At 67.8% G+C, this 22,551-nt stretch carries 21 protein-coding genes; 16 read left to right on the forward strand and 5 right to left on the reverse strand.

Going from position 1 to position 22,551, the window contains the following annotated elements; genetic code table 11:
• Positions 1 to 2: 2 nt before the first annotated feature.
• Positions 3 to 1,319, forward strand: coding sequence for a M16 family metallopeptidase (locus tag ABD089_RS01865; protein WP_343884484.1), 1,317 nt, complete (start codon positions 3 to 5; stop codon positions 1,317 to 1,319).
• A gap of 18 nt (positions 1,320 to 1,337) precedes the next feature.
• Here the strand turns inward: ABD089_RS01865 and pulA are convergent, their stop codons facing one another.
• Complete coding sequence (gene pulA, locus ABD089_RS01870) at positions 1,338 to 4,007, reverse strand: pullulanase-type alpha-1,6-glucosidase (RefSeq protein ID WP_343884485.1); 2,670 nt, start codon at positions 4,005 to 4,007, stop codon at positions 1,338 to 1,340.
• A 79-nt stretch (positions 4,008 to 4,086) separates the two neighbouring features.
• On the opposite strand from pulA, the gene dapB reads away from it, so the two are divergent.
• Both dapB and ABD089_RS01880 read left to right on the forward strand, forming a co-directional pair.
• Entirely contained in the window at positions 4,087 to 4,824 is a 738-nt protein-coding gene (gene dapB / locus ABD089_RS01875) for a 4-hydroxy-tetrahydrodipicolinate reductase (protein WP_343884486.1), read from the forward strand.
• Complete coding sequence (locus ABD089_RS01880) at positions 4,821 to 5,498, forward strand: LmeA family phospholipid-binding protein (RefSeq protein ID WP_343884487.1); 678 nt, start codon at positions 4,821 to 4,823, stop codon at positions 5,496 to 5,498. Before dapB ends, ABD089_RS01880 begins: the two co-directional genes overlap by 4 nt.
• 13 nt (positions 5,499 to 5,511) lie before the next feature.
• On the opposite strand, the gene ABD089_RS01885 is transcribed toward ABD089_RS01880, so the two are convergent.
• Positions 5,512 to 6,099: a GNAT family N-acetyltransferase gene (locus ABD089_RS01885; RefSeq protein WP_343884488.1), complete on the reverse strand. Its 588-nt coding sequence runs from the start codon at positions 6,097 to 6,099 to the stop codon at positions 5,512 to 5,514.
• A 226-nt stretch (positions 6,100 to 6,325) separates the two neighbouring features.
• Here ABD089_RS01885 and ABD089_RS01890 point away from each other — a divergent pair, with 226 nt between their 5' ends.
• Together ABD089_RS01890 and rpmB are read left to right on the forward strand one after the other, a co-directional pair.
• Entirely contained in the window at positions 6,326 to 8,008 is a 1,683-nt protein-coding gene (locus ABD089_RS01890; RefSeq protein ID WP_343884489.1) for a ribonuclease J, read from the forward strand.
• Between the two features lie 149 nt (positions 8,009 to 8,157).
• Positions 8,158 to 8,343 (forward strand): 50S ribosomal protein L28, encoded by a 186-nt coding sequence (gene rpmB / locus ABD089_RS01895; RefSeq protein ID WP_343884490.1) that lies wholly within the window; start codon positions 8,158 to 8,160, stop codon positions 8,341 to 8,343.
• A 233-nt stretch (positions 8,344 to 8,576) separates the two neighbouring features.
• On the opposite strand, the gene ABD089_RS01900 is transcribed toward rpmB, so the two are convergent.
• Positions 8,577 to 9,170 (reverse strand): Lrp/AsnC family transcriptional regulator, encoded by a 594-nt coding sequence (locus ABD089_RS01900; RefSeq protein WP_343884491.1) that lies wholly within the window; start codon positions 9,168 to 9,170, stop codon positions 8,577 to 8,579.
• A gap of 69 nt (positions 9,171 to 9,239) precedes the next feature.
• Complete coding sequence (locus ABD089_RS01905) at positions 9,240 to 9,452, reverse strand: DUF488 family protein (protein WP_343884579.1); 213 nt, start codon at positions 9,450 to 9,452, stop codon at positions 9,240 to 9,242.
• 59 nt (positions 9,453 to 9,511) lie between these two features.
• On the opposite strand from ABD089_RS01905, the gene ABD089_RS01910 reads away from it, so the two are divergent.
• The 4 genes from ABD089_RS01910 to ABD089_RS01925 all read left to right on the forward strand — a co-directional run bounded on the left by ABD089_RS01910 (position 9,512) and on the right by ABD089_RS01925 (position 18,034).
• Entirely contained in the window at positions 9,512 to 12,178 is a 2,667-nt protein-coding gene (locus tag ABD089_RS01910; protein WP_343884492.1) for an excinuclease ABC subunit UvrA, read from the forward strand.
• Positions 12,179 to 12,266: 88 nt separating this feature from the next.
• Entirely contained in the window at positions 12,267 to 14,351 is a 2,085-nt protein-coding gene (locus ABD089_RS01915; protein ID WP_343884494.1) for an RHS repeat-associated core domain-containing protein, read from the forward strand.
• Between the two features lie 107 nt (positions 14,352 to 14,458).
• A complete protein-coding gene (locus tag ABD089_RS01920; protein ID WP_343884496.1) occupies positions 14,459 to 14,734 on the forward strand; it encodes a hypothetical protein in 276 nt (91 codons plus the stop codon).
• A 1,062-nt stretch (positions 14,735 to 15,796) separates the two neighbouring features.
• A complete protein-coding gene (locus ABD089_RS01925) occupies positions 15,797 to 18,034 on the forward strand; it encodes an ATP-dependent DNA helicase RecG (RefSeq protein WP_386769082.1) in 2,238 nt (745 codons plus the stop codon).
• A 69-nt stretch (positions 18,035 to 18,103) separates the two neighbouring features.
• On the opposite strand, the gene ABD089_RS01930 is transcribed toward ABD089_RS01925, so the two are convergent.
• Positions 18,104 to 18,523: a pyridoxamine 5'-phosphate oxidase family protein gene (locus ABD089_RS01930; protein ID WP_343884497.1), complete on the reverse strand. Its 420-nt coding sequence runs from the start codon at positions 18,521 to 18,523 to the stop codon at positions 18,104 to 18,106.
• Positions 18,524 to 18,592: 69 nt separating this feature from the next.
• Between ABD089_RS01930 and ABD089_RS01935 the strand changes: the two genes are divergently transcribed.
• From ABD089_RS01935 to ABD089_RS01965, 7 genes are all read left to right on the forward strand, one after another.
• Entirely contained in the window at positions 18,593 to 19,186 is a 594-nt protein-coding gene (locus tag ABD089_RS01935; RefSeq protein WP_343884498.1) for an RsmD family RNA methyltransferase, read from the forward strand.
• A complete protein-coding gene (gene coaD / locus ABD089_RS01940) occupies positions 19,183 to 19,665 on the forward strand; it encodes a pantetheine-phosphate adenylyltransferase (RefSeq protein ID WP_343884499.1) in 483 nt (160 codons plus the stop codon). The genes ABD089_RS01935 and coaD overlap by 4 nt, the downstream gene beginning before the upstream one ends.
• 86 nt (positions 19,666 to 19,751) lie before the next feature.
• Entirely contained in the window at positions 19,752 to 20,318 is a 567-nt protein-coding gene (locus tag ABD089_RS01945) for a YceD family protein (RefSeq protein ID WP_343884500.1), read from the forward strand.
• Between the two features lie 81 nt (positions 20,319 to 20,399).
• Entirely contained in the window at positions 20,400 to 20,591 is a 192-nt protein-coding gene (gene rpmF / locus ABD089_RS01950) for a 50S ribosomal protein L32 (RefSeq protein ID WP_343884501.1), read from the forward strand.
• A 1-nt stretch (position 20,592) separates the two neighbouring features.
• Positions 20,593 to 21,324 carry a ribonuclease III gene (rnc, locus tag ABD089_RS01955; protein WP_386769090.1) on the forward strand — a complete coding sequence of 244 codons (732 nt, stop codon included), beginning with the start codon at positions 20,593 to 20,595 and terminating at the stop codon, positions 21,322 to 21,324.
• Between the two features lies 1 nt (position 21,325).
• On the forward strand, positions 21,326 to 22,189 hold the full coding sequence (mutM, locus tag ABD089_RS01960; RefSeq protein WP_343884503.1) for a bifunctional DNA-formamidopyrimidine glycosylase/DNA-(apurinic or apyrimidinic site) lyase: 864 nt from the start codon (positions 21,326 to 21,328) through the stop codon (positions 22,187 to 22,189).
• A 54-nt stretch (positions 22,190 to 22,243) separates the two neighbouring features.
• Positions 22,244 to 22,546 carry a helix-turn-helix domain-containing protein gene (locus tag ABD089_RS01965; RefSeq protein ID WP_343884504.1) on the forward strand — a complete coding sequence of 101 codons (303 nt, stop codon included), beginning with the start codon at positions 22,244 to 22,246 and terminating at the stop codon, positions 22,544 to 22,546.
• The last annotated feature ends 5 nt before the right edge of the window (positions 22,547 to 22,551 follow it).

Raw genomic sequence — 22,551 nt, forward strand, 5'->3', positions numbered from 1 at the left:
CGGTGACGACCACCCGCACCGGGACCGCCCGGCAGCATCCCGGAGGAGAAGTCCTCCGCACGGAGCTGCCGGGCGGTCTTCGCGTCCTGTCCGAACACGTCCCCGGTGCCGTGGGCACCAATCTGGGCGTCTACGTCGGTGTCGGATCACGACACGAACCGGCCAACCGGCACGGGTCCAGCCATTTCCTGGAGCACGTCCTGTTCAAGGGCACCCCTACCCGCACCGCCGAGCAGGTTTCGGCGGAGCTGGAGGCGCGCGGCGGCGACCTGAACGCCTACACCACGCGCGAGTACACCTGTTTCCACGCCCGCGTGCTGGCCGGTGACACCGCACGTGCCGTCGAGTTGCTCGGTGACATGCTCACCCATTCGCTCGTGCGTCCCGCGGATGTGGCCATCGAGCGCGAGGTGATCCTGGACGAGATCGCCATGCACGCCGACGACCCGAGCGAGTCGAGCGTCGACCGGGCCATCGCCACGCTCTTCGAGGGCAGCTCCCTGGCGCCGCTGGTGATCGGCTCGGCTGGGTCGATCCGCCGCCAGAGCGCCCGCGCCATCACCGCGTGGTGGCAGGAGAACTACCGCGCCGGGCAGATCGTGGTCGCCGCCACCGGAGCGGTGGACCATGAGGCGCTGGTCAGCTCCGTCGCGGAGGCCTTCGCCGACGCCCCCACCGGACGGGCCGCGCGAGCTGTCGAGACACCCGTGCCCGGCGAACCAAGGGTGGCCTTCCAGCGTGGGGACACCGCGCAGACCGCCGTCACCCTGGCTTGGCCAGGCGTGCGTTACGGCGATGCGTTGCGCCCCCGGCTCGACCTCGCGTCGGTGGCCCTGGGCGGTGGCATGAGCTCCCGGCTGTTCGTGGAGGTGCGAGAGCGCCGCGCGCTGGCCTACACGATCGACGCGTCCACCAGCTCCTGGACCGATTCTGGGCTGTTCACCGTCGAGTGGCAGTCACTGCCCGCGCGCACCGCCGAGATCATCGACGTGGTGGGCGACATCTGCCAGCAGGTGCGCCAGGAGGGTTTCAGCGCGGACGAACTGGCTGCGGCCCAGGGGCAGCTGGTCGGGCAGACCCTGCTGCACTTCGAGAATCCCTCGGCCCGGATGGGCCGGATCGGCAGCCGTGAACTTCTGGGCGACCCCTGGGACACCGACGAGCTGCTGGCTGCCTACGCCGCGGTCACCCGGGAAGAAGTGAACGACACCATCGCCGGGCTGTTGTCGCGCGCCCCGGTCGTCAGCCTGGCCGGGGGATCGTCCGGACGTCTCGCGGCGGAGCGGATGATCACCCGCTGGGACGACGCCCGCTCCTGAGCCCAGCCGATCCCTGCCTCAGCGCGGTTCGCAGAAGACCGCCGCGGTGCGACCCGGGACGTGCAGCACTGCCGCCTTGGCGTCCCAGGCGGAGGTCTTGACGACCTCGTCGGAACCCCCTGCCTGCACCCGGGATAGTTCCAGCATGCGCCCCTGCAGGCCGGGAATGGCCTGCGCCACGGCATCGGGACGGGCGTTGAGCACCAGCACCAGGCCGGCCAGTTCCGCGTCCACCGGTTCGGCGCCGGAGTCGTCCACGTGCATGACGATCACGCCGTCCTGCGCGTGCTCGGTGCCGCTGACGGGGAAGCGAACCATCTCGTGCACCAGGCGTGCCTGCCCGAGCCGGAACAGCGGGGTGCTGAACCGCAGCCGCAGCAGGTCGTGGGCCATCGCCGCGGCGAGCTCGACCTCGTCCTGGGTCGGCTTCAGCGAGGGTTCGCGCAGCAGTGGCTCCAGCCAGCGCCAGCGAATCCGGTTGTCGGCCGCTGGGGGCAGCCCGCGGCCGAAACCGTTGTCGGCGCCGCTCCAGTCGAGGTGGTTGAACCAGTCACCCGAGTCGAAGGAGTTGCGGTCCAGCGACTTGGAACGCAGCAGGTCGGCGCCGGCGTGCCACAGCACGGGCGTCTGCGAGAGCGTCGCGCAGGCCAGGCTCAAGGTGTTCATCCGTATTCGACTGGCCATGGACGTGCTCGGGGGCAGCTTCATCGTCAACGAGTCCCACAGCGTCTCGTTGTCGTGCGCGTCCACATAGCTGACGACGTCGCTGGGCTCGTCCGCATAGCCCGCGGGCATCGTGAAGTAGGGCACCTCATCGCCGCGCAGCACCTTCCCTCCGGTGCCGGTGAACTCGTAGTCACGCAGGTTCCCGGCCAGCCCCAGCTGCACCAGGTTGGTCATCTCGGCCAGTTCCTCGGCCTGCTCGCGCCGCTGCCGGCGCCCATTGGGCTCGAAGTACAACCCGGAGCCGAAACCCTGCCGACGGGGGTCGTCGTCCATCGGGCGGCCACCGCGGACGGCGTCACGCAGCCGGTCGCTGAAGGTGGCGACGCCGCTGCTGGCGAGCTGGCCCTGGGTGGCCTGGAAGAACAGCGCATTGTCGGCGACCTCGCCGAAGTTCCAGCCCTCGCCGTAGAGGTAGACCTCCCGCCCGTCCACGCCGTCATCGGCGACGGTGAGCGCGTCGAGTGCGTCCCGGACGGCCGACATGTTGGCAGCAGAGGAGTGCCCCATCAAGTCGAAGCGGAAACCGTCCACGCGGTAGTCGCGCGCCCAGCGCACGCAGGCGTCGACCATCATCTTCTCGCCCATCGCCCGCTCGGGCGCGGTGTTGTTGCACACCGTCGAGTTGTAGGGGCGCCCGTCCTGGTCGAGGCGGTGGTAGTAGCCCGGGACGATCCGGTCAAGGACGGCCTTGGGGTCCTGGCCGGCGTGGGCGGTGTGGGTGAAGACCTGGTCCATGACGACGCGCAGCCCCAGCCGGTGCAGTCCGGCGACCATGGCCCGGAACTCCCGCACGCGCGCGATGCCGTCGGCATTCTCGTTGCTGGAGGCATAGCTGCCCTCGGGAACCATCCAGTGCCAGGGGTCGTAGCCCCAGTTGAAGGCGTCGCGGTCGCGGGTCTGGGCGACCAGCTTCTGCTGCTCGTGGGAGGCCGGATCCAGATCCGCGAGGCCCTGTGGGGCGACCCAGGTCGTGCGGTCCTCGTTGATGGACGTGATGTCGAAGCAGGGCAGGAGGTGGACGGTGTTCATCCCGGCCTGCGCCAGGCTGGCGAGGTGGCGTGCGCCCTGCCCATCGGCGGTGAAGGCCAGGTAGCTGCCGCGCAGGAGCTCTGGTACCCCAGGGTCGTTCGCGGAGAAGTCGCGCACGTGCAGCTCGTAGATCGTCGCGTCGACCAACTGGTCGAGCTGTGGGCCGGTGGAGCCCTCGAAGCCCTCCGGCATGCCGCAGGGATCGGCGAGGTCGACGATCACCGAGCGTGCCGAGTTGAGCGTCAGGCCGGCGGAATAGGGGTCGGTGACCAGATTGGTCTCCAGCCGTCCGGTGCTGGGCGCGTACACGGCCACCTCGAACAGGTAGCGCCAACCGACGTGCTCGCGCTGCAGGTGGGCCTCCCAGACGCCATCGTGGCGACGCACCGTCGGGTGTCGCACCGCCTGGTCGATCGGCGGCTCGCTGCCCGCGTCCGTGCGCCACAGCAGCAGGACGACGCGTTGCGCGGTCGGCGCCCAGACCCGGACGTCGACGTCCTTGCCGTTCACCACCGCGCCCAGCTCTGTCTTCCGGGCGCTGTCGGCGTGCAGGGAGTCCAGCACCCGTCCGAGCTGGATGCCCGTCAACTCGACCCGCTGGCCGTCGCGAGTGCGTTCCACCCACAACTGACCGGTGAGCATTTCGGGCACCGAACGCACCATCGGCTCGGGCAACCGCAGCGCGATGTGACCGGTCAGCTCGGGGTGCAGTGCGAGTTCCTCCCGGGCCAGTTCGGGCCGTCGCTTCAGGGGGACGGCCACGTGGTCGTCCACGTCCAGACTGTCCGGGGTCATCGTGCAGCTGGGCGACCAGTGCAGTGTCCACTGCGAACGTGACGGCTCCCGCGAACTGGTGGCACGGTGGGCGGGGACGGTGATCGTCGATGCGTTCAGCCACACGGCCCGCGCGTCGATGGTGGTCGGCTCTGGCACGGCTGGAAGCCTAGTTGGTCGCTGGGGGAGAATGGGCGCCACCATTGGGCATGACGAGGGCACGACGAGAGGTACGGCGATGACGCGGGTAGCGGTGTTCGGGGCGAACGGGAAGATGGGCGCGGAGGTCTGCCGCGCCGTGGCCGAGGCAGGGATGAACCTCGTCGCCGCGATCGACGCCGGCGATGACCGTTCCGCCGCCGAGAACGCGGAGGTCGTCGTCGACTTCACCCACCCTGACGCCGTGATGGACAACCTGCAGTGGTGCATCGAGCACGGCATCCACGCCGTCGTCGGCACCACCGGTTTCACCGCCGAGCGCCTTGACCAGCTGCGCTCCCAGCTCGCCCAGCACCCCGAGGTGGGGGTACTGGTCGCGTCCAACTTCTCGATCGGCGCGGTGCTGATGATGCACTTCAGCCGAATCGCGGCCAGGTACTACCCGAGCGTCGAGGTCATCGAACTGCACCACCCGAACAAGGCTGATGCCCCCTCTGGCACCGCCGCCACCACCGTCGGCAAGATCGCCGCCGCCCGCCGCGAGGCCGGCCTGGACGCCATCCCCGATGCCACCCAGCACGACCCCGACGGCGCGCGCGGTGCGCAGGTCGAGGGCATCCACGTGCACGCCGTGCGCTTGTCCGGCCTGGTCGCGCACCAGGAAGTGCTGTTCGGCGCTCCCGGTGAGACCCTGACCATCCGCCATGACTCGATGGACCGCGCCTCCTTCATGCCCGGCGTCGTGCAGGCCATCGAGGCGGTCGGTTCGCGGCCCGGCTTGACGCTCGGCATCGAGGGCCTGCTGGATCTCGAATGAGGCGCCTGTTGACGGGCCTGTTGGTCACGCTCCTGGTCCTCGGCGGTCTGGGCGCCGTGGGGGATGAGTTGCTGCGCTCCGAGGCGGAGAAGCGCGTCGCCACCACCTTGGCCGCGCGTTTGGGCACCACGCCTGACGTCCAGGCCCACGGCTGGCCCTTCTGCGCGATGCTGGTGACGCACCGGCTGCCCGGAGCGCAGGTGCGGGCAGACCAGATCAGCGGCCATGTCGACGGTCAGCAGGTGAGCGTCACCGACCTGCTGGTCGAGGCCGACTCGATCACCAACCCCACCGACCTGGACCAGGCGAAGGTTGGACGGGTCGTCGTACACGGCACCGCCGACTGGGCGACCCTCTCGCGCCGGCTGGATCTGGCCGTTTCCGACGGGGGGGACGGGCGCATGAAGGTCGCTACCACGGTGGCCGGCCAGCAGGTGGAACTGGTTGGACAGCCGGTGATCGCCGGCGACGGGTTGTCCTTCAGCAACGCCACCGGGACGCTCGGCGGCAAACCGCTGGACCAGGGCTTGGTCGAAGCGGCCGTCATGGTGGCCCAGAGTGAACTCCAACTGCCCCGGGTGGAGGGCTTCACGCTCTCGGACGTGGAGGTCGTCGAGGGCGGCCTGCGGGTAGGACTGGTCGGCAACGACGTGGCGGTCTCTCGATTCCGCTGACCCCGACCCCGAACTACTGGGAGATGTCGGTGTGCATGCGCACCTGCTTGACGCGCAGCACGCCATCCTCTGTCCCGATCTCACGGTGCGCGCCGTCGGGCGCCCAGCCGGCCTCGGCCAGCCAGCCGCGCAGGGCATCGTCGGTGGAACGCACCCACCAAGTGGCCCGCTGGTAGCCATCGGCGCGCATGGTGTCGACCAGCGCATTCATCAGCCGGTCCTCGTGGCCCTGGTCGCGCAGCAGGGGGTCGACGCAGAACTCGGTGACCAGCGAGTCGGTGGCGTCGGCGTCCGGGTCGTCGGAGGGGCCGGTCGCGGCGAAGGCGCACACCCGGGTGCGCTGCCTGCTGCCGCCTCGCTCGTCTGCCTGCTCCGCGGTTCCGTAACCCTCGGTTGCCACCAGGACACGAAAGTGTGCCAAGGGAGGACGGGTGATGGCCCCGTGCCACAGCTCCGCGACCTGGTCGACGCTCACCTCGTCCAGCATCCGTCGTTCGAGCTCGTCGGTGGCCCAGACGCGGCGCTGGAGGTCGGCCATCTGCCAAGCCTCCGCGGGCAGGGCGAGACGGACGCTGGGCGGGACGGCGGCTGGCTGTGACATGCGCACCATCCTAGGGAGTGCCTCGGCCCGGCCCCTGCGGGCAGCCCTTCACCCTGAACCCCGGCGGTCGTTATGGATTCGTTATGTGGTAGGGCTTTCACGGGGTTTTGGCTGTGCATCCAGGTGCACTACGTTGTTCAACAGGTCCCAGTCGTCCGAACCCCCGAGCGGGCGGCTGGGACTCCTTGCGTCCAAGGACATGTCATCGGATGGGTAGGGTGGAGCGGTGACTGGCGAACTACGAACCCCACCTGCCCTGAAGCCCGGCGTACTGCGCGTCATCCCTCTGGGAGGCCTGGGCGATGTGGGCCGCAACATGTCCTGTTACGAGATCGATGGTCAGATCCTGCTCATCGACTGCGGCGTGCTGTTCCCCGAGGACGACCATCCCGGCGTTGACCTGATCCTGCCCGGCCTGGACTTCCTGGCCGACCGGATGGACGACATCATCGGGATGGTGCTCACCCACGGGCACGAGGACCACATCGGCGCCGTGCCCTACCTGCTGCGCCGCCGCAGCGACATCCCGATCTGGGGCTCGAAGCTGACCCTGGCCTTCGTCGAGGCGAAGCTGCGCGAGCACCGCATCCGCAACACGAACCTCGAGGTGGTGGCGGAGGGTGACCGTGCCCGCGTCGGCCACTTCGACCTGGAGTTCCTGGCCGTCAACCACTCCATCCCGGACGCCCTGGCGGTGATGATCCGCACCGCCGCCGGCAGCGTGCTCAACACCGGCGACTTCAAGATGGACCAGTTGCCGCTGGACGGACGCATCACCGACCTGCGCGGCTTCGCCCGGCTCGGCACCGAGGGTGTCGACCTGTTCATGGCCGACTCCACCAATGCCGAGGTCCCTGGGTTCACGACCCCGGAGAAGGACGTCGTCCCGGCCATGGAGCGCGTCTTCGAGCAGGCCGACCAGAAGCTCATCGTCGCCTGCTTCGCCTCCCACGTGCACCGCGTGCAGCAGGTGCTGAACATGGCCGTCAAGCACGACCGCAAGGTCGTCTACGTCGGGCGCTCGATGGTGCGCAACATGGCCACCGCCCGCGACCTGGGCTACCTGAGCGTGCCGGGCAACACGCTGATCGAGCTCAAGGAGATCGACAACTACCCGGCCGACAAGGTCGTCATCATCTCCACCGGGTCGCAGGGCGAGCCTCTGAGCGCCTTGGCCCGGATCGCCAACAAGGAGCACCCCGTGGTCGAGGTGGGCCCCGGTGACACGGTGTTGCTGGCCAGCTCGTTGATCCCCGGCAACGAGAACGCCGTCTACCGCGTCATCAACGGGTTGTCGCGGCTGGGGGCCAAGGTCGTGCACAAGGGCAATGCCCTGGTGCACGTCTCCGGCCACGCCAGCGCCGGCGAGCTGCTCTACTGCTACAACGTCATCAAGCCGCGCAATGCGATGCCGATCCACGGCGAGATCCGTCACCTGATCGCCAATGCCAACCTCGCGAAGGCGACCGGCATGCGCGACGAGAACGTCATCGTCGCCGAGGACGGTGTCGTGGTCGACCTCCACCACGGCCGGGCCCGCGCGGTGGGCAAGGTCGACGCGTCCTACATCTTCGTCGACGGCTCGACGGTCGGCGACATCACCGAGAGCGAGCTCACCGACCGCCGCATCCTGGGCGAGGAGGGCTTCATCTCCGTCGTCACTGCGGTGAACCTGCACGACAACACGGTGGTCTCCGGGCCCGACATCCATGCCCGCGGCTTCATCGAGGGCGACCAGGCCTTCGACCGGGTGCGCCGCGAGGTCACCGAGAAGCTGGTCCAGGCGATGGAGGAGGGCGTCGACGACACCCATCGGCTGCAGCAGATCGTCCGCCGCGTTGTCGGGCGTTGGGTGAGCTCCACCTATCGCCGTCGCCCGATGATCATCCCGGTGGTCGTCGAGATCTGATCCTCCACAGCCGGGCTTCCAGGTGCAGGGAACGGGCGGTTTGGCCGTCCCCGCCCGGTCGGGCTATCATTCTCGGGTTGCCCTTTTGGGCCGACCCCCCGGCGGTTCGCTGCTGGGACTTCCAGAACCATCTATCGAGGAGTACCACAATGGCTGCCGTGTGCGACGTCTGCGCCAAGGGCCCGGGCTTCGGCCACAACGTGCCGTGGTCGAAGAAGAAGACCAACCGCCGTTGGAACCCGAACATCCAGCGCGTCCGTGCGACCGTGAACGGCACGCCGAAGCGCGTCAACGTGTGCACCTCCTGCCTGAAGGCTGGCAAGGTCACCCGCTGACCCCAGCCCGTCCGGGCACCTGATCACCACGCAGGGCCGCCGCTCGTCACCGACGAGTGGCGGCCTTGCTGCGTGTTCCAGCAGCGTCCATGTCTTTTTATTGGGCCTGTTTCTCTGACCGGTATCTGCGGGTGATGTTTGTCACTTGTATGGGTGCATGTCGGGAGTGTCCTTCGAGGAGATGTTCAACGCGATCTGAGCCGTCGGCTCGTTTCCCGAGCCTGCCGAGGGATTCAGTCCTGTTCGAACTGGGCGTTGAAGTCGGTTCCCCGCTGATGGTCCAGGATCACCGAGGTCTCGGTGCTGGCGATGGCGCGGTGCTCACTGAGGTCGTGCAGGACGAAGGCGCGCAGCTCGGTGGGATTGGAAGCGGCCACCCACAACACGAAGTCGTAGTGGCCGCCCAGGAAGAAGACATTGAGGACGGCGGGCAGCTTCGCCAGTCGTTCGGTCTCGGGTTGGAGTTCCTCGCGGGAACCGGGATGAATCCGCACGAAGATCAGTGCCTGCAGCGGCCGCCCGATGGCGGTGGTGTCAACCTCCGCGTGGATGCCGCTGATCACCCCCGCCTCGCGCAGGGCCTGGACACGTGCGTGGCTCGTCGACTCGGCCGTCTTGGTGGCCGCTGCGAGGGCCGCATTGCTCATCCGACCATTCTCCATCAGGAGTCTGATGATCTGGTGGTCGGTGGCGGCCAGCTGACGTGGGCCCTTGCTCCTTGGGCCGCCCTGGGCGTGGTGTAAGGCGTCTTTGGTCACATGGGTGAGACCACTGACTCTTGGTCCGTCCGTGTGCGGCGGCCCCGTGCGCAGCCTCCTCGACCTCACCCATGGCGTCGAAGTCCAACTTCGAGTGGCTGCGCCTTCCCGGGCCAATCATCCGGTACAGCAAGGCCATCAGACCGACCCACACGGGAGCCGCCAGCAGCGCCATCCGGGAGTCCTTGGACTGAGGAAGAACTCGAGGTCGTTTCGCTTCGCGAATCCTGCGAGCTGCGAACGGTTCCGCAGCCGTATGTCAACAAGAGCCGTCGCGCCGCTGTCGGAGAGCAGACCGAAGAACTCGCGCGCCTTCTTCTTCGTGAACCCGATGGTAAACAGCCGCATCATCTTGCCTCCCACGGTCGGTGAACCTGCTTGCCACGAGACCCGCTAGGTACAGTTCCGAAATGGATCACCTTTCCTCAGTGTCCACCCACGTCCATCCCGATGTCCGGGTGCGTGGTGCCCGCGAACACAACCTCAAGGACGTCGATCTCACGGTTCCGCGTGACGCGATGGTTGTGTTCACGGGCGTGTCCGGATCCGGGAAGTCCTCCTTGGCTTTCGGCACGTTGTACGCGGAGTCGCAGCGGCGCTACTTGGAGTCAGTTGCCCCGTACGCGCGGCGACTGATCGACCAGGCGGGTGTCCCCGACGTCGACTCCATCACCGGGATGCCGCCCGCAGTCGCCTTGCAGCAGCAGCGCGGAGGGCGCAGCGCGCGCTCCTCTGTAGGCAGCATCACCACGCTGTCGAGTGTGGTTCGGATGCTCTATTCGCGAGCCGGTGAATACCCAGACGGTCAGCCGATGCTCTACGCCGAGGACTTCTCCGCGAACACCGTGCAGGGCGCGTGCCCCGAGTGCCACGGCATCGGCAGAGTGTACGCGGTGACCGAGGAGCGGATGGTGCCCGATCCCTCACTCACCATCCGGGAGCGCGCCATCGCATCGTGGCCGACCGCCTGGCACGGCCACCAGTTGCGGGACGTGCTCGTCGCGCTCGGCTACGACGTCGACGTACCGTGGAAGGATCTGCCGAAGAAAAATCGGGACTGGATCCTCTATACCGACGAGACCCCCTTCGTTCCCGTCCACTCTCGACTCACACTCGCCGAAGCGCGCCGGGCAATCCGAGCAGGAATCGAGCCGAGCTACTCGGGCACCTTCGTCGGCGCGCGGCGGTACGTGCTCGACACTTTCGCGAACACGAAGAGCGCGTCGATGAAGCGCCGCGTAGCCCAGTTCATGAGCGCGGCGGTCTGCCCGGTGTGCCATGGGAAGCGGCTCAAACCCGAAGCACTGACGGTGACGTTCCAAGGACTCGATATCGCGGACTTCTCAGCCTTGCCACTGCGTGAATTGGCTGAGCTCCTCGAATCCGTCGTCGCCGAGTCTGACAGCGAGGGCGAGACCTCCGGCGCCGTGGTAGACGTCGCGACCAGACGTGAAGCCGTCGAGCAGCGCGTTGCTGCTGGCGGCTCCGCACACTCCGCTGCGCCGGATGTCCGTCGCACACCGAATCAGTCTGTCGAGAAGCGCGCAGCGGCAGCCCGCCTGGGCGCAGAATTGCTGGACCGCCTGCGCCCCATCATCGATCTCGGACTCGGTTACCTCTCGCTAGGTCGCACTACGCCGACACTGTCCGGAGGGGAGCTACAACGACTTCGACTCGCCACGCAGCTCACGTCGGAACTGTTCGGTGTTGTCTACGTCCTCGACGAACCGTCAGCCGGTCTCCATCCGCACGACGTCACCGCGCTGCTGGGTATTCTCGACGGGCTGAAGCAGCGCGGCAACAGCCTCTTCGTCGTGGAGCATTCCGTCGACGTGATGCGGCACGCGGACTGGCTGGTCGACATCGGCCCTGGAGCCGGGGAACGCGGCGGGCGCGTGATCTACAGCGGACCCACGGACGGGCTCGCGGAGGTCGACGAGTCGGTGACGCGCGGATACATCTTCGGGGGCAGCGGCCTTCCACCGCACCAGCCCCGTGCCGCCCACGACTGGTTGCAGCTGGAGCACGTCACCCGCAACAACCTGCGGGACGTATCCGTGGCGCTACCGCTCGGAACGCTCACGGCTGTCACTGGCGTGTCAGGGTCGGGGAAGTCCAGCCTTGTCAGTCAAGTCCTGCCTGCCCTCATCGGCGCCAGACAAGGAGACGCCCCTCGCGTCGAGGAGGAAAGCGCTGAGGCCGACGCCCTGCTCCTCACTGACGAGTCCGATGAACTCGGAGGGTCGGTCGAGGGCGATCTCACGACCGTCCGGCGTGTGGTGAGCATCGACCAGAAACCCATCGGCCGCACGCCCCGCTCCAACGTCGCGACCTACACAGGACTCTTCGATCATGTGCGGCGCCGGTTCGCCGAGACGCTGGAAGCTCGGACACGCGGATACAAGCCCGGTCGGTTCTCCTTCAATGTCGCAGGTGGCCGTTGCCCGACCTGTGAAGGAGAAGGCTCCGTGATGGTCGAGCTGCTCTTCCTGCCCTCGGTCTACACCGTGTGTCCCGACTGCCATGGCACGCGCTATCAATCGAGCACCCTGGAGATCACCTGGCGAGGGCGCAACATCGCGGAAATCCTCGCGATGAGCGTCGAAGAGGCTCACGAGTTCTTCGCCGGCGAGGACGACGTGATGCGCTCCCTCACCTCGCTGGTCGATGTCGGGCTCGGTTATCTGCGCTTGGGACAGCCGGCCACAGAGCTCTCCGGTGGGGAGGCGCAGCGTGTGAAGCTGGCCACCGAACTGCAACGAGCGCAGCGCGGCGACACTCTGTACGTGCTCGATGAGCCGACCTCCGGCTTGCACTGTGCCGACGCAGACCGTCTGGTTACCCACCTTCAGACTCTCGTCGATGCGGGCAACACGGTCGTGATGGTGGAACTCGACATGCGAGTGGTCGGCGCAGCCGACTACGTCATCGATCTCGGGCCGGGAGCCGGTGACAACGGCGGCACAGTGGTCGCGTCCGGAACGCCAGCAGAGGTCGCCGCGTCCAGAAACAGCGCTTCAGCACCGTATCTCGCCGCCGCCCTCGCCGAGGCCGCGACGCTGACGTCAGGGGCATAACCTTCTCCCACGAGCGTGATGCTCAGCAGGCGCAAGCTGTCGACGAACTCCCGAGGCGCCTCGACAGTGGGGACATGCGCGGCAGCTGGTGCGACGACGACTTCGGTGCCGAGCCGACTGGCCATCTCTACCTGCACGTCGAACGGCCAAGCTTAGTCGTCGGCGGCGCGCCCACCCCAGAAGGGCACTCCGATCGACGCCACCCCACCCACCCGGTCGGGGGCCTACCGGTGCCGGCGGTCACCACCAGCCACGACGCCGCCGGTCGGGTGACCGGCACCACGTCAGCGGCCGGGTCCACGGCCATGACGTACGACGGCTGGGGCCGCCAACTCACCTACTCCAACACCCCGCCGGACAGGTCGCGGACACGTCGACCACCAGCTACGACAAGCTCGGGCAGGTCACCAAGGTCACCGACAACACCGGTGAGGCCCGCTACACCTATGGTGGGACCGACGCGAACGGGCAGGTCGAGACCCGTGGCCTGGTCACCAAGGTCGAACAGACCAGCGGCGGGATCACCCACTCCGCGACAGCCGCCTACGACGCCCAGGGCAAGGTCACCGTGGAGAAGCTGCCCGGCGGGATCACCCGCCGGCACAGCTGGGATCCTGCAGGGGAACTGGTCGACCTGGTCTACTCCGGACGTGGCACCGACCCCGACACCGGCGCGACGGTGGATGACCAGCCCTGGTTCGGCTGGTCCGCGACCACCGACGCCGCCGGCCGCACCGTCCGAGAATGGTCCACCGACGGCGGGTCCTCCTACACCGCCACCACCGGTGCCCAAGCGGTGAGGTCGGACCGGTACTACACCTACGACAAGGCCGGGCGCCTCACTCAGGTTGATGACATCACCGGCAACCCCGCTGGCGACGCCACCGTCCCCTGCACCCGCCGCGGATACGGGTTCGACGCCAACGGCAACCGCACCAGCCAAACCAGCGCCACCAACACCGCCTGCGTGGACACCGGAGCCACCACCCTCACGCGGGCGTACAACGGGGCCGACCAGCCCACCACCGGCGCCAACGCCCAAGGCGCCTACAGCTACGACCCGCTCGGGCGTCAGACCAGCATCCCCGCAGCTGACACCGCCAACCCGTCGCGTGGTGACATGGCGCTGGGCTACTACGACACCGACGCCGCCCAATCCATCAGCCAGGGCGACGTGCGTGTCACGTTCACCCTCGACGGGGCCGGCAGGCGCCTCGCCCAGAACACCACCGTCGGACCCGTGGTCGTTCCCGGTGCCGTCGCCGGCACCGTGGTGCGGCACTACACCGACGCGTCGGACAACCCGGCCTGGACCGTCGAGGTCCGCGATGGCACCCAGACCACCACCAGGTTCGGGTCGTTGACCGGCGACGGGCTCGGCATCACCTACACCATCACCAGCGGAGGGACCACCGCCGAACTCGCCCTCGCTGGGCTCCGGGGGGACATCAACGCCACCATCACCCTCGACGGCACCAACCCCGCCGCGGGCATCGACGTATGGCGAGACTGGACCGAATACGGCCAACCTGGACAACCAGTCACCTCAAGCGCTGCCGGCTCGGCTGCAGCCGGATACGGCTGGCTGGGACAATACGAACGCGCCACGCTCGATGCCCTTGGGGTCACGTTGATGGGGGCCCGGCTGTACAACCTCCAAACTGGACTGTTTACAAGTTTGGACCCGGTCTACGGTGGAAATGCCACGAGCTATGGATATCCAAATGATCCCGTGATGAATAGGGACAGGACCGGGCGATACGCATACTCATTTGACTTTAGCTTGGGGTGGGGGAGTCGCCATACGTCCCCGCAACATCTCGGCTATGTTCTGACCCACGCTTTCGCTGCAGTGTTTCCAATACCAAGCTTGTGTTGGAACATGTGGGTTGGGGGCCGATGCTCCCTTTCCGGAAACCCGGTTAGAGTGACGAGTCGTTGGTCCACTGGGATGCAGTTTCTCTCGCTGCCGGGCCACAAGGAAGGGGCTGGCAAGCACATCACCTTTAACATCTACAAGGGGAGTTGGGGAATCCTGCACCTACGCGTCACGGCTTGGGGCTCAGATGTTACGAAGTGTGACCGCAATAGGGTGTGCGCTTGGGGCAACAAGCGGGTGGCTAAGGCTATGTGGCGGCAGCTGGCTGCGAACTTGGTGCTCTCTACACTCTGACGTGGGCCTGAAGCCTTGGCGGGTGCTCGTCGGATCGACGAAGCATGCTGCATAATAAAGCTGTGTCCTTCACTTTCGAGCCCCCCATGCCCCCGAAGGAAAGGTCCATGCCGGAGAATCTGTGGCCGGTCTGGTCCGGTCTGGCAGTTCCCCTGTCGGTGGTAGCAGGCGCTTTCCTCGGCATGAAGCTCATAGGTGGTTATGAAGTACGAGCGAACTCGGTTGCGTTGATAGTGCTTTGGGGATTCACTGTGGCGGCGCTGGCTCTCCCTGTGGTGATCGCCATCGTGGGTAGGTGCAAAGTCTCGGCAGGTGAGCTGATCGTGATCCTGTTCGTGGGAACTTTGGCTGAGTTCGTCGGGTGCATGCTGGCAGCATTCTGACCCCCTCCCCGGCAGTGCTGGCGAGCCGTTCCCCACGGGCCTGGTGAGGGGCCTGCTCTGTACGCCATGCAACTCGTCGGCGGAGCCGGCCGGGATCCGCACCCGGGAGGACGTGTGGTCCACCTACACGACCCAGCCACCGATCGGGGAGTATCACGTCAGCTACCCGCCTCGGCGATAGGCAAAGAACCGCGACGACCTCTGAAGTCCCCAGCTCATCGCCTGGTTCCCGCTGGACAGAAGGCGGCGCGTCTCAACTATCACTGACCACGAGAAACCGGCGTCCGCTGGGGCACCTTCTATCGGGTAGGCGACATCCCCCGGAAACTCCCGGCCCCAGGACGGCTGGGGGCGGGGGGTGAATCGGGCCAACTTTGAAAGGCAAGGCCAGTGCACACTGCCGACCACTCGAAGCTGTCCCTCGGCCCGTCCCCCTCGGGTACCCGGAGTCGCGCCCTTCAGAACCTGACCCCGGGTGCCCAGATGGCGTTCCAGGACGAGATCTGGCTGGTCGAGGAGATAGGACCCGACCCCACTTCACCAGGCCTGCTCCGGGTTGAGGGTAGCGTGACGGCTTCGCCGCGGCGGGGTGCGATCGGGCAGCGACGGCAGGGTTCGGGGAGTCCACGGGCTCGTGTGGACGTTTACGAGGCGCTTGATGGCCACCTGCCCGTGTGTGGTCACTGCGGGGGCCCGTGGCCCTGCCAGTGGCTGCGGATCGACGAGGAGACGAGCAAGTGCTTGGCTCGCGCGGTCCGCTACGAGGTGCCGGGGGTTTGCCCCGCCTGTCAGGAGCCGGTCACTGGCCAGCAGCTGCGCCAGACCTGGTCGGTCAACCTGTACGCCCTGGAGGGGCCGGTCGTGTTCCATCTCCGCGCCCGGTGCTTGCGTGAGGCAGAGGTTCATGACCGCGCATATCGGCTGCGGGCCATCCTTCACGTCTGGGTCTGTGAAGTGCGCGGGGTGGCGGGGGCTGTTTGACGCCGCATCGTTGTGAGTTCGAGAGGATCCAGCCATGGCGAAGGTGATCGAGCGTCCGGCGACGGATTGTAGGGTCGGGACGTGGCTGCCTGGAGCCCTCAGTGGCGCACCGAGACCTTTGCGGAGCTGAACCGTGACCTCAGCCAGGTGCTCGGAGGGAAGACCGCGAAGCAGTTCGCAAAGATGCGCATCACCACCACCGGTGACCTGCTGCGGCACGTCCCGCGGCGCTATGTGTCGGGCACCGAGACCAGCACGATCGCCGACCTGGTGCCGGGGGAGGACGCCGCACTGCTGCTCCGCGTGCACGGGAGGCCCGAGCCGGGTGGGCAGGAGCCGCGCCGGCGGCTGACCGTCAACCTCTCCGACGGGCGCCGCACCCTGCCGATGACGCTGTTCGGCAAGGGCCACATGATCAAGTACTGGACGAACCTGCTGCCGGAGGGCCGGCTGGTGCTGGCCGCCGGGAAGGTCGGCGAGTTCAACCACAAGCCCCAGCTCGCGCACCCCAACTTCGTCGCGCTGGACGAGGACCTGCGCATCCTCGGCCGGGCGAAGGACGAGAAGGACCAGCGTTCCCGCGAACACATGCTCGCCGTCGCCCGACGCGGCGGGCTGATCGGCATCTACCCCGGGGGCGGGGGGCTGCCGACCTGGGAGATCGCCGACTGCGTCCAGATCGTCCGGGAACATCTGGGTGACCTCTCCGAGTCGCTGCCGGCATGGGTCGTCCAGCAGGAGGGCCTGCCCAGCCTGCCCGAGGCCTTCCGCGCGGTGCACGCGCCCGACAACCGGGACGAGGCGGAGCTGGGGGCCGAACGGTTGCTCTTCGACGAGGCCCTGTCGATGCAGCTGACGATGGCGCACCGCCGCCTCGACAACTCCCACCACCGCGCGCCCGCGCTGACCGGGCGTCCGGGCGGGCTGTTGGATCAGCTGGACGCCCGGCTGCCCTTCCAGCTGACGCAGGGCCAACGGGAGGTCTCCGAGCAGGTCTTCGCCGACATCGCGTCCGAGGCGCCGATGCAGCGACTGCTGCAAGGCGAGGTCGGCTCCGGCAAGACGGTCGTGGCCCTGCGCGCGATGCTCAAGGCGGTCGATTCCGGGCGGCAGGCCGTCCTGCTGGCGCCCACGGAGGTGCTCGCCACCCAGCACCTCGACTCCATCCGGCGGATGCTCGGCGACCTGGGCCAAGGGCGCACCCTGGGCGCGCCCGAGGACGCCACGGAGGTCGTCCTGGTCACGGGGTCGATGCCCGCCGCCGCGCGGCGCAATGGGCTCACCAAAGTGGCCTCCGGCGAGGCGGGGATCGTGATCGGCACCCACGCCGTGCTGGGCGCGCAGGTCGACTTCGCCGACCTGGGTCTGGTGGTGGTCGACGAGCAGCACCGCTTCGGCGTCGAGCAGCGTGCCGCCCTGAACGAGAAGGCGGAACTTCGTCCGCACGTCCTGGTGATGACCGCGACCCCGATCCCGCGGTCGGTCGCGATGACGGTGTTCGGTGACCTGGAGACGTCCGTGTTGACCGAGATCCCGGCGGGACGGGCCGAGGTGCAGACCCAGGTGGTGGACGCCGTCCAGCGTCCGGCCTGGCTGGAGCGCGCCTGGCAGCGGATCCGCGAGGAGGTCGAACAGGGACGCCAGGCCTTCGTCGTCTGTCCCCGGATCACCGGCTCCGACACCGACGACTTCCGCGAGGACGGCGCTCCCGCCTCGGCCACCGTCGTCGACACCCACGGCTGGCTCACCTCCGGCCCCCTGTCGGGACTGCGGGTGGAGATGCTGCACGGCAAGATGCACCCGGACGACAAGGACGCGGCGATGGCGCGGTTCGCGGCGGGGGAGACCGACGTCCTCGTGGCCACCACCGTGATCGAGGTCGGGGTGGACGTCCCGAACGCGTCCGTGATGGTGGTGCTGGACGCTGACCGCTTCGGCATCAGCCAGCTGCACCAGCTGCGCGGGCGCATCGGACGAGGTTCCCTGCCGGGCCTGTGCCTACTGGTGACCAGCTCGGAGGTCGGCACCCCGGCCCGGGACCGGCTGGACGCGATCCAGCGCACCCGGGACGGTTTCGAGCTCGCCGAACTGGACCTGGCTCAGCGCAAGGAGGGCAATGTGCTGGGCGCGAGCCAGTCCGGCACGCGCACCACCTTGCGCTTGCTGCGGGTGATCGACCATGCAGAGCTGATCCAGCACTGCCGCGAGCTTGCCGAAAGGCTCATCGCCGCCGACCCCGACCTGGTCGACCCCTACCTGGCCGACATGATCACCCAGACCGAGCTGCTGGCGGCGGGGGAGTGGCTCGAGAAGTCCTGACCAGTGGACGCAGACAGGGCGCCCGCCGACGGCGGACGCCCTGTGTGGACTTCGGGTGCGGGGTGTTGGTCAGGCCTTGGGTTCGGCGCCGAAGGCGAAGGTGCGTCCGGTCAGCTCGCCCGGCGTGACGCGGACGTAGTGCTTCTTGACCGTCGGAACCCAGGGCTTGAGCGGCATGTGGTCGGCCAGCTGCAGCTCGCGCTCGTCGGTGATGACGGTCGCCTCGCCCTTGATGACCACCGACCAGCCCTTGTCGTCGTCCCAGCCGTCCACCTCGAAGGCAACCAGCGCATTGTCGGTGAGCTCCTGGAGCTTCGAGCCCTCGGCGGTGCGGAAGACGACCGACTGGCCGTCCACGCAGTAGTTGATCGGGAAGATCTCGGGCTGTCCGTCCCGGGCGGTGGCCAGCCGGCCGACCTCCTGGGATGCCAGGTAACCCCAGCAGGTGTCCTCTTCGATCGGGGTGATGGGGTTCTCCATGTCGGCCATGCCCCAATTCTGTACCACGACGCTTCTCGCCGGGGCACTAGGGTGGGCCGACATGAGCGGGAGCCACGAATGAGCCGGATCATTGCCGGACGGGCGAAGGGCCTGCGCCTCACCACTCCCACCGGCGACCGCACCCGGCCCACCACCGATCGCGTCCGCGAAGCCTTCTTCAGCGCGCTCGCGACCTGGAACGGCACCGGCGACCAGAGCGCCGAGGAGCACCTGGCCGGCGTGGGCTTCGTCGACCTGTACGCCGGTTCCGGCGCCGTCGGCCTCGAGGCCGCCAGCAGGGGAGCGTCCCCGGTCGTCCTGGTCGAGCACGATGGGCCCACCGCGCGCATTGCCAAGGCCAATGCCAACAAGGCGCGGCTCTCGGTCGAGACCGTCACCTCCAGCGTGGACGCGTGGCTGGACCGTCCGGGTGGGGAGTTCGACGTCATCTGGGCCGACCCGCCCTACCACCTGACCAACGACCACCTGAAGCGGACGCTGGAGCTGGCGATGCCGCACCTCGTCCACAACGGCATGCTGGTGATCGAGCGCTCCGCCCGCGACCCGGAGCCGACCTTCCCGGCCGGGACGGAGCACTGGTCACGCAACTATGGTGAGACCGCCCTGTACTGGTGCCAGCGCACCGAAACCCCCGTCGAGGAGGACGAGTGAAGGCCATCTGCCCGGGGTCCTTCGACCCCATCACCCGCGGCCACCTGGACATCGTCGAGCGGGCGCACGCCACCTTCGGTGAGGTGTTGGTGGCGATCGGTCGCAACTCCACGAAGAACCACCTGTTCGCCCCCGAGGAGCGCGTCGAGCTCACGCGTGACGCCTGCGCGCACCTGTCCGGTGTGCAGGTCGGCCTGATCGACGGGCTGCTGGTCGAGTACGCGAAGGCCCAGGGCTGCACGCTGATCGTCAAGGGGCTGCGGTTCGCGTCCGACTTCGACTACGAACTGCAGATGGCGCACATGAACACCCACATCTCCGGGCTGGAGACGGTCTTCCTGCCCGCGGCCGCCCGGTTCGGGACGGTGTCCAGCTCGATGATGCGCGAGGTGGCCGCCAATGGCGGGGACGTGTCGGACTTCGTCACCCCCGAGGTCAGCCGAGCCATGCAGGCGAAGCTGGCCGAGCGTCGCGCCTGACCGGTTTGGTGTGCGCGAGGGCTCACGGTAGGCTAGGCCCTCGGTCATGACGCTGTCGTGTCCCTCTGCGCTGAAGGAGCTGAGCGATGAACAACCATCATCGTCATCTCGACGCCCGTAAGTCGTTGGTCCTCGAGACCCATGACCTCGTGCGTCGTGCTGGCACGATGAAGGAGTTCCACCGCGAGGTCGAGGCGCCGGCGGATCTCGGCATCGACATGATCGGAGTGCCCGAGGGTTCTCCCGTCACGCTGGATCTCCGTCTGGAGTCCGTCGTGGAGGGGATCCTGGTCACCGGCACCGCCGACATCACCCTCGAGGGGGAGTGCGCCCGCTGTCTGGAGAAGTTCTCGTGCGACGAGAGCTACGACCTGACCGAGCTGTACTTCTACCCGGAGCGGGAGGCGGAGGAGGAAGCCAGTCGTGTCGTGGACGAGTTGATCGACCTCGAGATCGTGCTGCGCGACGCCGTGGTGCTCGATCTGCCCTTCACGCCCCTGTGTCGGGATGATTGCTTGGGTCTGTGCGTCGAGTGTGGCGCCAACCTGAACGATGATCCAGACCACAGCCACGGTGAGGCGGTCGACTCCCGATGGGAGAAGCTCGCCGACCTCGGGTCGCAGGAGCAGGACACATCCGGTCAGCCCGACTGACCAACAACAGCAGGTCAGCGCAGCTGGCCGATCGGATTCAACCCGGCGTCAACCACGCCGGGCCCTGGCAAGGAGACAATCGTGGCAGTCCCGAAGCGGAAGATGTCCCGCAGCAACACCCGCAGCCGTCGTGCGCAGTGGAAGACGACCGCCGTGCAGACCGTCGTCTGCGTGAACCCGGCGTGCCGTCAGCCCGTCCTGCCGCACACCGCGTGCAGCGCCTGCGGCCAGTACGGCCCCCGCGGCGCCCGTCGCCAGGTGCTCGAGGCCTGACATTCCCGAGCACACTGGTGCGTCGTTGAGCCGTTTCCAGGAGCTTCTCGCAGAGCTGGGCGTCCCCTTGGACGTCCAGCTCTTCGAGCTTGCCCTCACCCACCGTTCGTTCGCCTACGAGAACGGTGGCATCCCGACCAACGAGCGACTCGAGTTCCTCGGTGACGCGGTGCTGGGCATCGTCGTCACCGAGCACCTCTACCTGCGCTTCCCCGCATACCCCGAGGGACGCCTCGCGAAGTTGCGCGCCGCCGTCGTGAACGCGCACAGCCTCGCCGACGTGGCCCGCGAACTGGGGATCGGTCCGCTGGTGAAGTTGGGACGAGGGGAGACCACCACCGGTGGTCATGACAAGACCTCGATCCTGGCCGACACCACCGAGGCCCTGATCGGCGCCATCTTCCTCACCGGCGGCATGACGAAGGCCGAGGTCTTCGTGCACCACATCTTCGACCCGCTGGTCGAGCAGGCCGACGCCATCGGTGCTGGTCTGGACTGGAAGACCTCCCTGCAGGAGGTGTGCGCCAACCGCGGCTTCGCGATGCCCACCTACCGCATCACCGAGTCGGGCCCCGACCACGACAAGCGCTTCGTGGCGCGTGCCGAGGTCGACGGGGTCGAGTACGGCGAGGGACGCGGACGCAACAAGAAGCAGGCCGAGCAGGAAGCAGCAGCGCTCGCCTTCGCGGCGCTCAGCGAGACCTCCGCCCTGGCCGACGAGCTCATCGGCTGACGTGCCCGAGCTCCCCGAGGTGGAGGTCGTGCGGTCCGGGCTGGAGCCCATCGTCACCGGCCGTCGGATCGAGTCCGTCCAGGTGCTGCACCCACGGCCCGTCCGTCGCCACCTGCCCGGGCCCGAGGACTTCGCCCTCACCCTGACCGGCCGCAACTTCGATCGTCCCCGGCGTCGCGGCAAGTACCTGTGGTTCGCGCTGGCCGACGGTGACGCGATCCTGGCCCACCTCGGCATGAGCGGCCAGTTCCGACTGGACCAGCCGTCCGCAGAGCTGCAGCGCAACACCCGCATCACCTTCGACCTGGACGACGGCGGTCAGCTGCGCTTCGTCGACCAGCGGATGTTCGGTGGGCTGAGCCTGAGCCCCGGTGGTGCCGAACTGCCCGACGAGGTCGCCCACATCGCGCTGGACCCTTTCGACGAGCACTTCGACCTCACGGCCACCGCAGATCGCCTCCGGGCCAAGCGGACGACCGTGAAGCGCGCCCTGCTCGACCAACAGCTCGTCAGCGGCATCGGCAACATCTACGCGGACGAGTCCTTGTGGCTCGCCGGGATCCATCCCGAGCAGCCAACGGCCACGCTCACCCGCACCGAGTCGCTGGCCGTCCTGGAAGCCGCCCGCACCGTGATGGCCGAGGCGCTGGCCCAGGGCGGTACCTCCTTCGACGCGCTGTACGTCAACGTCAACGGCCAGTCCGGCTACTTCGGCCGCGACCTCAACGTCTACGGCCGCGAGGACCTGCCCTGCCCACGGTGCGGCACCGCCATCGTCCGACAGCAGTTCATGAACCGTTCCAGCCACTTCTGTCCGTCCTGCCAACGACTGCGCAAGGGGAGCTCTCGCTTACGTCGTACATAGACGCACGAAAGCTGTTTTAGAGCGCATATGTGCGATGTTGGGTAGCATGGTGTCATGGCGACGCGACCCACCCCCTTCGGCACCATCCAAGCCGGGCAGTCGGTTGGCGCCCACCTTGCTGCCTGGCGCAAGCTACTCAACCTGCCCGCTGCCGTGGTGGCCGACCGGGCAGCGATCTCACGCAGCACCCTCAGTCGGCTGGAGAACGGCGACGTGAAGGTGGGGCTGGACACCGTCTTGAATGTGGCTGCGGCGCTGGGCATTCGCGACCAGGTGGTGAAAGCCTTCGACCCCTTCGAGACCGACCTCGGGCGTGCCCGCTCCGATCAGACGCTGCCTCGCCGGGTACGGCGATGACTTCG

The organism is Luteococcus sanguinis, assembly GCF_039527675.1.
GTDB lineage: Bacteria > Actinomycetota > Actinomycetes > Propionibacteriales > Propionibacteriaceae > Luteococcus > Luteococcus sanguinis.

Excerpts from the sequence above, each read along its gene's own strand:
- ABD089_RS01945 (WP_343884500.1), top strand. The coding sequence starts at position 19,752 with ATGAACAACCATCATCGTCATCTCGACGCCCGTAAGTCGTTGGTCCTC.
- ABD089_RS01880 (WP_343884487.1), top strand. The coding sequence starts at position 4,821 with ATGAGGCGCCTGTTGACGGGCCTGTTGGTCACGCTCCTGGTCCTCGGC.
- rpmB (WP_343884490.1), top strand. The coding sequence starts at position 8,158 with ATGGCTGCCGTGTGCGACGTCTGCGCCAAGGGCCCGGGCTTCGGCCAC.
- ABD089_RS01965 (WP_343884504.1), top strand. The coding sequence starts at position 22,244 with ATGGCGACGCGACCCACCCCCTTCGGCACCATCCAAGCCGGGCAGTCG.
- ABD089_RS01885 (WP_343884488.1), bottom strand. The coding sequence starts at position 6,099 with ATGTCACAGCCAGCCGCCGTCCCGCCCAGCGTCCGTCTCGCCCTGCCC.
- ABD089_RS01930 (WP_343884497.1), bottom strand. The coding sequence starts at position 18,523 with ATGGCCGACATGGAGAACCCCATCACCCCGATCGAAGAGGACACCTGC.
- ABD089_RS01905 (WP_343884579.1), bottom strand. The coding sequence starts at position 9,452 with ATGATGCGGCTGTTTACCATCGGGTTCACGAAGAAGAAGGCGCGCGAG.
- ABD089_RS01910 (WP_343884492.1), top strand. The coding sequence starts at position 9,512 with ATGGATCACCTTTCCTCAGTGTCCACCCACGTCCATCCCGATGTCCGG.
- ABD089_RS01935 (WP_343884498.1), top strand. The coding sequence starts at position 18,593 with ATGAGCCGGATCATTGCCGGACGGGCGAAGGGCCTGCGCCTCACCACT.
- dapB (WP_343884486.1), top strand. The coding sequence starts at position 4,087 with ATGACGCGGGTAGCGGTGTTCGGGGCGAACGGGAAGATGGGCGCGGAG.
- ABD089_RS01920 (WP_343884496.1), top strand. The coding sequence starts at position 14,459 with ATGCCGGAGAATCTGTGGCCGGTCTGGTCCGGTCTGGCAGTTCCCCTG.